This window comes from Candidatus Hydrogenedentota bacterium, from assembly GCA_012523015.1.
Taxonomy (GTDB): domain Bacteria; phylum Hydrogenedentota; class Hydrogenedentia; order Hydrogenedentales; family CAITNO01; genus JAAYBJ01.
Genome location: JAAYJI010000114.1, coordinates 1 through 10,553, shown reverse-complemented (window position 1 = coordinate 10,553; position 10,553 = coordinate 1). Strand labels below are relative to the sequence as shown.

General features: G+C 53.9%; 10 protein-coding genes. 1 reads left to right on the top strand and 9 read right to left on the bottom strand.

Annotated features, from left to right (window positions below; translation table 11 throughout):
- The coding region (locus tag GX117_04975) for a hypothetical protein (GenBank protein NLO32696.1) at positions 1-1,866 on the top strand (1,866 nt) is incomplete at its 5' end.
- Between the two features lie 135 nt (positions 1,867-2,001).
- Here the strand turns inward: GX117_04975 and GX117_04970 are convergent.
- The 9 genes from GX117_04970 to rplM form a co-directional block, all read right to left on the bottom strand.
- A complete protein-coding gene (locus tag GX117_04970; GenBank protein NLO32695.1) occupies positions 2,002-2,313 on the bottom strand; it encodes a hypothetical protein in 312 nt (103 codons plus the stop codon).
- Between the two features lie 66 nt (positions 2,314-2,379).
- Positions 2,380-4,383 carry a DUF2961 domain-containing protein gene (locus GX117_04965; protein NLO32694.1) on the bottom strand — a complete coding sequence of 668 codons (2,004 nt, stop codon included), beginning with the start codon at positions 4,381-4,383 and terminating at the stop codon, positions 2,380-2,382.
- An 89-nt stretch (positions 4,384-4,472) separates the two neighbouring features.
- On the bottom strand, positions 4,473-5,144 hold the full coding sequence (locus tag GX117_04960; protein ID NLO32693.1) for a hypothetical protein: 672 nt from the start codon (positions 5,142-5,144) through the stop codon (positions 4,473-4,475).
- 23 nt (positions 5,145-5,167) lie between these two features.
- Complete coding sequence (gene floA / locus GX117_04955; protein NLO32692.1) at positions 5,168-6,181, bottom strand: flotillin-like protein FloA; 1,014 nt, start codon at positions 6,179-6,181, stop codon at positions 5,168-5,170.
- A gap of 21 nt (positions 6,182-6,202) precedes the next feature.
- Positions 6,203-6,685 (bottom strand): hypothetical protein, encoded by a 483-nt coding sequence (locus tag GX117_04950; GenBank protein ID NLO32691.1) that lies wholly within the window; start codon positions 6,683-6,685, stop codon positions 6,203-6,205.
- On the bottom strand, positions 6,682-6,984 hold the full coding sequence (locus GX117_04945) for a hypothetical protein (protein NLO32690.1): 303 nt from the start codon (positions 6,982-6,984) through the stop codon (positions 6,682-6,684). Before GX117_04945 ends, GX117_04950 begins: the two co-directional genes overlap by 4 nt.
- A 5-nt stretch (positions 6,985-6,989) precedes the next feature.
- A complete protein-coding gene (locus GX117_04940) occupies positions 6,990-8,732 on the bottom strand; it encodes a hypothetical protein (GenBank protein ID NLO32689.1) in 1,743 nt (580 codons plus the stop codon).
- A gap of 252 nt (positions 8,733-8,984) precedes the next feature.
- Positions 8,985-9,386 carry a 30S ribosomal protein S9 gene (gene rpsI, locus GX117_04935; GenBank protein ID NLO32688.1) on the bottom strand — a complete coding sequence of 134 codons (402 nt, stop codon included), beginning with the start codon at positions 9,384-9,386 and terminating at the stop codon, positions 8,985-8,987.
- A 27-nt stretch (positions 9,387-9,413) separates the two neighbouring features.
- Positions 9,414-9,845, bottom strand: a complete 432-nt coding sequence (gene rplM, locus GX117_04930; GenBank protein ID NLO32687.1) for a 50S ribosomal protein L13 — start codon at positions 9,843-9,845, stop codon at positions 9,414-9,416.
- Positions 9,846-10,553: the final 708 nt, after the last annotated feature.

Here is a 10,553-nt window from a genome sequence, read left to right as displayed (position 1 = left end):
GTGCTGACCCTCGATTCCGGTGCAACGCCCCATGAGACCGAAGCACTGGAACGCTTTCTCAGCGGATTCGAAGCCGAACTGCAAATCTCCGATGACCGGCACACGCTGACTATACGCTGCCCCAATGAGAATCCCGACGCGATGCGCCAAGCCTTGGAACCGCTCGTAACCGTTCTCGCCGATGAATGCTATCCTCATTTCGCGCCCCTCCGCGAGCGGCTCGAATCCTTGACCCTCTACCTGAACTCAGACGGACTCGACGATGACATCCTCTTCGTTGATACGCCCGGCGTCCACAGCATCTCGGACACACGCCAAAAGATCACCTATGACATCATCGAAAATTGTCATCTCGTCGTGCTCTTTGTCGACAGTGGTTTCGTCGGCAACATACATGATCTGAATTTCATTAAACGGGTCATCACCTGTAGAAACCGAAGGGTCTTCTTTGTACTCAACAAAGCGGATCGCCTCGATCCCGACGAAATCGATCCCCGCGCACTGCAAGGACCTGCCGCGCAGCTCCTCGAAACATTCCGCCGTAATGATATCCCCGACAATGCCGATGTCTTTTTCCTCTCCGGATACCGTGCCCTCCGCGCCATCGAGCTGGATCAGGGACGGCTGAGCACGGAAGAAGCCTTCGACGACAATAAATTGTTGCTCCCCACCGCGGTCGCTGAAAGCATCGAGAACAGCGAGGCGCCGGCACGAGATCTCGCCGCATTTCTGATGGGACAAAGCCGCTTCTCCCCCATGAAAGAACGGCTCTATGACTATTTGGTCAATGAGAGCAAGTCCAACGCTGTGGTCTATCAAGCCTCGCGTTTCGTCGCCGAACGTTCCGCTGATTATCTGATCAGCATACGCAATACGCTGCGCCTCGCACGAGATCCGCGAAAATTCGAAGAATTACGCGCCAGCCGCGACGCCTTAATGGAACGGCTCGCCTCCATCCGCAACGTCGTTGAAGCTGCCTTAGCGGACTATACGATCCGCTTTCGGGGCGGTGAGAAAAACGGCGAGAAGGTCGCCGGATACGTGGAGAAACTGCGTGCGCTGCTTACTGCCCAAGCCATGGATAAAGAGGTGGTACAGCCCGTATTGACATGGCTGCGCAAAGACAACCATTTAAAGCAAGCCCGCCGCGAGAAGTTTAAACCCTTGGCGAAACAACTGGAGCATCAAGTGGATATCTTTGTATCCGACGTGCTCGCTACCATGAAAGAAATCGTTGATGCTTCCGAAAAAGAGATGTCGGATTGTGTAGCCGAACAAATCGAAGCGGCGCGCGATCTGCGCTCTCAATTGACGGAGCCGGAGAAAATGCTCCATGCCCAAGTAGAAAGCTCTGTATCCGGCGAATACGTCGCCTTTGGTACAGGCGGCGCCGTAGTCGGAGCCATGACGGGAGCTGCTGTCGGGTCCATAGCGCCGGGCATCGGCACCGCTATCGGCGCAGGCATCGGCGGACTCTTGGGCGCGGCGCTCGGCTTCCTCGCACGCTTGGCGTGGAGCGAAGACCGATGGATAAGCAAGTTGACGCCCCTCATCGAGCAAAACGCCAATCAAATGATCTTAAAGAGTGCCGCTGATAACGACAAATCCATTGCCCTCCTTATCGAGGAGTATTTGGAAAATCGTGGGACTACTTTCGAGAAAGCCGTAAAAGATGAACTCGAAAACGCGCTGACTTCCGTACAAAGCGAGTATGACGCGCTCTTGGAACGGGAAGCGGAAATCCGCAGCGAACGGGAAAAGATTATCTCACGATTGGAGCCGAAGGAAGTGCGCCTTGAAGGGATCCGCGCACGCGCTGAAACCGTCGTCGAAGAGGACACACTGCCCTGGCCTTCCGAGACCTGAGCCCCTCTCTAAAACGCTTGTGATTCGCCTCCAATACGGACATGATTATTGTGTCGGTATTGGAGGCTTTCTGTAGAGAGCCGCCCGCCCCGTTCTGCTGAGCGCGGCGAAGCATTCGGTGTTAAGGCTTTCGTGTCATCGAGGCGCTGCGTTATGCGTCCTATCTTCTATGGTCAAAAAAAGCCCTATGATTGTACTGAACTGCGTAATAAATAAGGCAAGGATAATCAGGGGTATGGCAGGGAAAAGCGAAAAGAGCATCGAAAAGACCCTCGTTTCATAAAGGGCCGGAAAGGATTCGGAGATGAGTCGCAAAGGATCGCCAAAAACAGCAAGTATCGTGAGCGGACACTGCAGCACCAAGAACCATCTCAATAGACGTCCTACAAGCCTCTGCCCTGATCGCAGTGTCGCCTGTATACGCAGCGCGGCCTGTTTAACTTCCATGAGAGTAACCCTTTCGTTTTATGGTTCTATCTCAGCCTAACAGCTGCTCCGCCGTCACGTCCAAGTCTAGGGGATCAGTCTCAGATAGTCCAGCCCGAACATGTGCCCGGGAAGCGCCTCCGCGTTCGCGCCGACAAGGGTGACATGCAAGCGATTACCGCGCCTTTTCAAAGAGAAACGGCCAAGGGATTGTTCTTCCGTAATCGTCACCTCCGTATCGTAGAAATCAATAGGCGCTCCCACAGACCGCCCGTTAAGGCTCAGCTCATGAATGCCGTAGTCCGGCGCTTTGGTGAATACAGCGACTACTTCGTATTCGCCCGGCTCATCCACAGGAAATTCCAGATCCAAGGTATCGCCTACTTCCGCATGACACCACCACACTTGCAGGCCTCGGCTCCAAGGCCAACCGCCCTGCGTAGAAACGGTGCCGACGCCTTGCGCCAGAACCTGCATCTTTTCGCCTTCCAAGGCGCCCGCCACCCCTTCCGGCTCCGGAATCTCCGGCACACCCAAGAGGGCGCGATCGATGGCGGGGAAATTATCGCTGCCCCCCGGCCGGCTGTACCAATAGACCATGACCGCTTGCGTCACTTCAGTATCCGCCCAATGCCACAATTCCATGTCGAATTTAATATCTTTTTTGAAGGGGATATCGTCCATCACATGGAAGCGGCTCACACAGCTATGACCGGCGTTGCCGGGACCATCACTTCGGGGTTGGTTATGGTAGGCATGGGTGAAACGCGCCGTATCGCTCCACGCATAGCCGAAATAATCTTCTGTACCGGTTCCGAAAAATCCGGGAAAGCTTTCGCCGTCCACGTAGATTTTTTCATCCCCTTCGCCCCACCATTGAGGCACCGGATTGGCGATGTGCAGCATGACCCCGCAAAAACGGCCTGTCCCTGTGGCGGAAAAGTAGTTCCAATCCTGTCTGGGCCGGGTCGGAATATTCTGCTCACACTTCCATTTCCCATGGAAATACAGGCTGTCATCGGTCCACGGCCGCGCTTCCACAGCGATCGTACCTTCCAGTTTCACCTCCATATCCGAACAATTTTCAATGGTAAACACCGCTCCCTGTTGAAAGGGCATGAGCCAATGGGCGTACATGGTACCGTCAGGCAGCACGCCGCAGGGAAGCGATTCATAGGGATTCAGCCCCGGCGCAGCACCAAAGAAATCGCCCAAGGGCGCATCCACACAAACGCCTTCCTCATCGAATTGGACGGTCAGCCGTGTGCCGCGCAGCCCCCTTTCCATCTCTTCGGCATCAAACTTGCACTGTATGGCCGCAATCGCAGCAGGTCCGTAAAGGCTCAGCCGTTCAGAAGCGCCGGGCGACAAGACCACTTCATAGTCGAAGCCTTCCGTATCAGCCGAAGTCTTGATCGATTCAGGCTTTTCAAGCGCCTTGGCGGTCTCTTCAATCTTATCGCGCAGCGACGCCGTCTCTTCCAATGAAAAGGTGGTGACGGCAACATCTGCGTCATAGCTGCGGTAGTTAATAATGTAATAGAAGTCTCGTTCGGTGGCGGATACTTTGCAATGTTTTGCGTAGGGGAGCGGGAAATAGTTGTTCCACCCTTTGCCCCGTTCGCCGCCCAAGGGCGCGATGAAAGGCGCCGCTTCTCCACCCAAAAAATCTGTTAAGGTCATTTCAATGGCGGGCTCTTCCTCATGATCCAGATAAATCTTGATGGTGCCCGCATCATAAGGATTGGCAGACCAAAAGCGCACGATCGCGCCCGGACCCTCTGCATCCATCAACACATATTCTGTTGTATCACCCACCGTCTCTTTGCGCAAAACATTGCCGCGATCTCCGTTAGCGAACCAATGCTCCTCTGTCAGAATTTCAGGATCGATGGAGCGTCGGTCATAACTGGAAAACTGTCCCGTTGTATACGCCGGTCCGCTCCATGAAGCAAGCCGTTCCATAGACGTCATTTCGTCCAGCAGCTTTTCCAAGCTCACTTTTTCCTGTGCCTGAGCAACGCCCATCATCGACACTGCCAAGACCACAACAAACCACAGCACCACAACAGAACGCTTCCGGCAAAACATGGTAAAGCTCCTTATACCATAATGATTACTCCGAGGCAGCGCCTGCCCGATGAAGACAGGCGCTGCCCCTCCCTACAGTACTACTGCTATCAATAATCAAAGGCCTTGGGGGCTCCCAAGATTTCTTTCAATACAATGGCTTGCGCCAAGCGGGAACGATTGTGAAGGGCGCTATGCAAGGTCGGCTCAGAATAGGGCAGCGCCACGGTAACGGACCGACCCGATTTCATCTTCCCTGCTTTCCCCGCCGCTCCATGAATGGCTTGACGCACAACCGGACGCGGCGCGGGACGCTGTGCCTTTGCTGGCACTCCTGCAGGCCGCGGTCTTGGCTGTTGCACCGGCGGCTGTGGGCGCTGCACGCGCACAGGCTTCGGGCGTGATTGGGGCAGCGGATACGCAATAGGCGGCGGAGGCGGCGGAGTCCCAACCGAAGGCCGACCCATTCGCGGATCTTCTTGAGGCGCTAATACAGGCCTTGGAATCTGTCGCGCCGGAACTGAAGCCGGCCGCTCCGGCTCGGCCGTGCGCACCGTCTCTACAGGGGGCGGCGTTGCAGTCGGCGGTCTCTTCGGCGTTGCCGTTTTGATGTCGGGATCTCCGAGCAACACACGGCGCACTGTATCTTCAAGCTCGTCGAAGGACTCGACAGTCTCAGCCTGGTTCTCTTCCTCAAGTTTCTTTTTTTCGCTGATCTTTTTACTAATAACGCTGATCGCCACCATACCGATAAAGATCACTATGGCAATGATATCATCCATGCCGGTGTCTCCTTAGGGTTTTATTACAGGGTCGTGGGCGACTCTTCACCATCCCTACCGGGTTTGGCAATGGATTCACGCATATGCGTGTCAGCCGTAATATTTTTCATCTTGTAATAATCCATGATGCCAAGATTACCCTGACGGAAGGCTTCCGCCATAGCCAGCGGCACTTCCGCTTCTGCTTTCACCACTTGCGCGCGCATTTCCTGCACTTGCGCCAGCATCTCCGCTTCCCGTGCACGCGCCATGGCACGCCGCTCTTCGGCGCGCGCCTGAGCAATCTGCTTGTCTGCTTCTGCCTGACGAATCTGCAGTTCAGCACCGATATTCTCGCCTACATCCACATCCGCAATGTCGATGGACAATATTTCAAAGGCTGTGCCCGCATCCAAACCGCGCTGCAGCACCGTCTTGGAAATGGAGTCGGGATTTTCCAGCACTTTTTTGTGGCTTTGCGAAGAACCAATGGTCGTCACAATACCTTCACCAACACGGGCAACAATCGTTTCCTCCGTGGCACCGCCGACGAGGCGCCGGATGTTCGTGCGCACCGTAACGCGCGCTTTCGCTTTCAGTTGGATACCGTCCATCGCCACAGCTGCGACCGTAGGCGCGCCTTTCGTGGGATCGGGGCAGTCAATCACTTTGGGCCGCACCGAAGTCTGCACCGCGTCGAGCACATCACGGCCGGCCAGATCGATTGCCGTTGCTTGCTGGAACGATAATTCGATATTCGCTTTGTTCGCAGCAATCAGCGCCTGGACGACACGCACCACATTGCCGCCCGCCAAATAGTGCGTTTCCAGCTCGTTTGTACTGATGTTCAGCCCCGCTTTCACCGCCATAATCCGAGAATCGACAATGATGGGCGGGTTCACTTTACGAAGGCTCATACCGACCAGCTGCATCCAGCCCACACTCGCCTGAGACAACCACGCACGGAGCCATAAACGGAAAAAAGAAATGACCACTACGCTAACGATTAATACAACGATCACCAGCGCCAGCGTTATGAACCCTGCTATTGCACCCATGAACTTATCCTTTCTGTTATCTTATGTTTCGTTATCTATTGTTTCTACGACAACACGACTGCCGTGGATTTCAATGACGCGCACCGAAGCGCCTTCCTCAATAAAGCTGCCGTCGCTGACCGCATCCACCCGTTTGTTCCCCACGTTGATGGTTCCCGCCGGGCGCAGTGCAGTCAACACAATTCCGCGCTGATCTAAAAGGCTCGTATCACTCTCAGCACTCACATACCCGTCTGCGGCGTTTAGGCTGTGCTCTTGCGTCAACAAGCGCGATGCTTTCGTGCGTGTGATCACAAAATAGCCCAATATCAAACACAGACAAATACCGATGATCTCAGCGAAGATGATAAACAAAGCTTGATCAGGATGCCCGTGGATACCCAAGGCAGCGCTGATGAGGATCAGTACCACACCCAGCACGCCGAGCACGCCGCCGGGCAAAAAGAATTCGCTGATAATGAGTATCATCCCTGCAATCAAAAATAAGATCATCCACAGGATCATGAAGGGGAGCCTCCTTTATAGCATTCGAGAAAGGTGATTAATTGCGATATCTCGACACGGATCCCAAGGAGCACCTTACTTTTGTCGCTCGGGTCTTTGGGGTCACTCTCTTCGATCATGTCGAAAGTTTCCAACAAGCCCGCTTCCGCACCGTGGAGCTTTCGCGCCTGTTCCAAAAGCTTATTGTAGCGCCGCGCAAAAGGAACACAGGTATAGTAACCCGAACCTTGCGACGAAACAATTTCCATTTCCTTCAACAACTGACGCAACATCTGTACCATCGTTTCTGACGTATCCATATAAATTATGTTTCCTCTCCGGATTCCTGCACAACATAGCGGTTACCTTCAACTTCAATAATTTCGATAGGCGTATCGGCATCGATAAATTCGCCCCGGGTAACCACATCATAGGTAATCGTATCAAAACGGCCCTTGCCCGCGGGACGGAGCATGGTCGTCGCTCGCCCCCGAAGCCCCACGGCACGGCTTTCCAACGCGCCTTGAACCGTGTAGCCCGCTGCAGTATTTTGGGTAGAAGACAAGATTAAGCTGTGCGCCAACGCCGTGCGCGGAAATAGTTTCCACATAAAAAACATGAACAGAATGGTCATGCAGGAAAAGAGGGTCACCGTAACACCGGCATCACGAAGCCGAACGTAATCCCAAGTGTATTGAGGGATGGGCACCCGTGTAAGGGAAAGATAAATGCCCGCAATGAGACACAAGATGCCCGTAATGCCGGTGACCCCAAAGCCGGGGATAAAAAAGATCTCGGCAATGAGCAGCACAAATCCCGTCACAACCAAGAGCACATCGATCCAGTCGGCAATGCCAAAAACGAGCCGGGATCCGAAATACAGGCACAGGCAGGTAATGCCAACGATCCCCGGCAAGCCGAAACCGGGCGTCTTGAACTCCAGATATATGCCGCCTATGGCACCCATCAAAAGGAGTCCCGAGATGAGCGGGCTCGTCAAAAAGGCGAAGATCATTTCTGCCCAAGTCATCGTCATATAGATGTTGCGATACCCGCCGAAGCCCAAAGCGTTCAATACCTTTTCCGGCGTATCTTCCGACACACGGATCAAGCCCACTTCACGCGCCTCCCGTGTCGTCAAGGTCAGTAATTTGCCGGCAGGCGAGATGAGGCGGGCATCTGCGGGCAGCCCTTCAATATCCTTGATCGGCTCCGCCTCAGCGGGTATGGGCTCCGTCGCCGCCGCTTCTCTCTTGGGCTCCGGGGCGGGCGCTTGCTTGGGCTGACCCGATTGTTCTGTCAACAGGTCGATGATTTCTTGAAGACTGCGGGGAGCCGGTTTTTCGTCCAGCTGCGCCGTCGATCCCATCCCTGCCGACAAGGACGGTATCTCTTTTAATACCGGAGCGTCCCCGTCCACGGCGTAACTTTCCGATACCTTGCCCTTTTCAACTTTATAGACCCGGTAGTGCGCGGCCCCTTCATGGGCGCCGTAGAGCTCTATGGAGGCGTCGACCATGGCCTCGCCAATGAGAGGATTGTGTCCCTTCTCCTCACCTAAAGCGCGATAACGGGCACGCAAAAAGGACATGGATTTCTCGTTCATTTCCTCCGTCATTTCCACGCCCGGCGAGATAGGCGTAGACGCGCCGATATTCGTGCCCGGCGCCATGACAATGTAATCGCAGGCATAGGAAATCAGAGCGCCCGCGGAGATGGCGCCTTTACCCGTGACAAAGGCAATGGTCGGCACCTTGCTCGCCAAAATCGTGTTTGTAATGTCAATGGCTGAATCCACACGGCCGCCGTAGGTATCCACGATAAAGAGGATCGCCTTCGCGCCCACCGCCTCTTTCTTAACGGCGCGCTCCACAACGACACTAACCGAATCCAAAATGTCCCCGTCAATGGGACAGATCACCACGAAGTCCCCCGCCTCTGATGAGGGCGCAGCAGCAGACACTGCCGCGCCGACGCCTAAACAAAGGCACAGGCTCATCAGCAAAAGCATCTGTACGCGCCCGGTATAAATGGATAGCATCGTATTGCGGCGATATGAAGAATTCATAGAAACGTCTTTCAAGATTCAGATCAATAGCCAATCATCGGCTACCATTGTACTCACAACACCCTAGAAAATAAAATAACTGTTCTGCAACCGCCCACGCTGCAGAGCTCCCGCCGGAAATAGGGCGGGGCCTGACCGAGCGCAGCGCACTGCCCCCTCCATTCAACGGCTCTATACAAGAAGAGAAAGAGCGGCAGGAACAAAAAAAAACCGCCACCGAAGTGGCGGTAGAAAAGGCATAGGAAGTGAGGCTTAGCGTTTCGAGAATTGGAAGCGTTTGCGGGCGCCGGGACGGCCGTATTTCTTACGTTCCACTTCGCGCGCGTCACGGGTAAGCAAGCCTTCACTGCGCAGCGTCGAACGCATATTCTCGTCGTTCTCGACCAGCGCACGGGCAACGCCTAAACGTAAGGCGCTCGCTTGACCGGACAGACCGCCGCCGTCACAAATGGCGCGTACATCAAAACTCTCCCGCAAACCGGTCGCGTCAAGAGGTTGCACAGCAAGCTGAACCAGCGTTTCCCGCATCAAATAGTCTTCTACAGGACGACCATTCACTACAAACAGCCCGGTTCCGGGTTTAATGCGTACCCGCGCTGTTGCGCGTTTACGGCGACCCAAGGCTACGATTTCATTGGTGTTTTTGTCTCTCACAGTAGGTATTCTCCAATTGTACAAAAATTATTTGAATTCGAAAGGCACAGGGTTTTGTGCTTCATGGGGGTGATTGGCATCGCTGTAAATACGGAACTGACCGGCAAGCTTACGACCGAGACGGTTTTTAGGAAGCATACCTTTAATAGCAATTTCCAGCGCACGGGTCGGATGCTTAAGCATCATGGAGTCCAAACGTGTTTCTTTCAAACCGCCCGGATAACCCGAATACCGGTAATAGGTCTTTTGTTCGATTTTACGGCCTGTCAATTTAAGCTTCGCCGCATTGATGATAATCACGGGATCACCACAATCCAGAAAAGGCGTAAATTCAGGCTTGTTTTTGCCGCGCAATATCTTCGCGGCTTCGACCGCGATGCGCCCAAGGGACTGCCCTTCGGCATCGATTATGCGCCACTGTTTTTGAATAGCCCCTTCGGTGGGGACATAAGTTTTCACAATACTATCCTCCGCTTGGAGTAAAATTTACACTAGGGAACGAATTAAGAATCACTACACGTATAACGGGGAGCGTTATAATAGCAAATTCACGGAGAATGATGCTACTTATTTTCTTTTGCCCATCGCAGCGCAGATTCAAACTCGAATTGCAACCCTTTCCTTAAAAAAGACTTCGGCAGGAGTTCTGTTATGAAGTGTTTTCCTTGGTCTATTATTTAAATCTTGAACAGCCCTTTGGTGGGTCAGCGTGAGAGAAGTAAGGTGTTGCGGATGTCTGGGTACAGCGTCTTGGATCAATAAGCGCGCCGCCTCCACCGCCACCGGATTCTTCGCTGCGCTCAGAATGACGTGGAAAAGTGAGGCTAGAAACAGAATTAGAAATCAGCGCGTGGTGGTGGTAGCGGTTTGGCGTTCCTGTGCTTTACGGGCGGAGATGTTTCCCTCTAATGGACCGGATGGACAGGATAGACAGGATGGACGCGATGGACAGGAGACGTACAAAGCCTTCCGATGTAGGGGCGCGATTTATCGCGTCGTCATGGATGTCGCTCCCCGGAGATTCTGCCTCGTCTCACTCCGAATCCGCCTCTCATTACAGCCCTGATTAGAATTTGACATTTGCTTTTAAAAACAATTATAATATTCCCGGTGTGCCGAGGTAGCTCAGTTGGTAGAGCAGCGGACTGAAAATCCGCGTGGCGACGG

Excerpts from the sequence above, each read along its gene's own strand:
- GX117_04970 (NLO32695.1), bottom strand. The coding sequence starts at position 2,313 with ATGGAAGTTAAACAGGCCGCGCTGCGTATACAGGCGACACTGCGATCA.
- GX117_04965 (NLO32694.1), bottom strand. The coding sequence starts at position 4,383 with ATGTTTTGCCGGAAGCGTTCTGTTGTGGTGCTGTGGTTTGTTGTGGTC.
- GX117_04960 (NLO32693.1), bottom strand. The coding sequence starts at position 5,144 with ATGGATGATATCATTGCCATAGTGATCTTTATCGGTATGGTGGCGATC.
- floA (NLO32692.1), bottom strand. The coding sequence starts at position 6,181 with ATGGGTGCAATAGCAGGGTTCATAACGCTGGCGCTGGTGATCGTTGTA.
- GX117_04950 (NLO32691.1), bottom strand. The coding sequence starts at position 6,685 with ATGATCCTGTGGATGATCTTATTTTTGATTGCAGGGATGATACTCATT.
- GX117_04945 (NLO32690.1), bottom strand. The coding sequence starts at position 6,984 with ATGGATACGTCAGAAACGATGGTACAGATGTTGCGTCAGTTGTTGAAG.
- GX117_04940 (NLO32689.1), bottom strand. The coding sequence starts at position 8,732 with ATGAATTCTTCATATCGCCGCAATACGATGCTATCCATTTATACCGGG.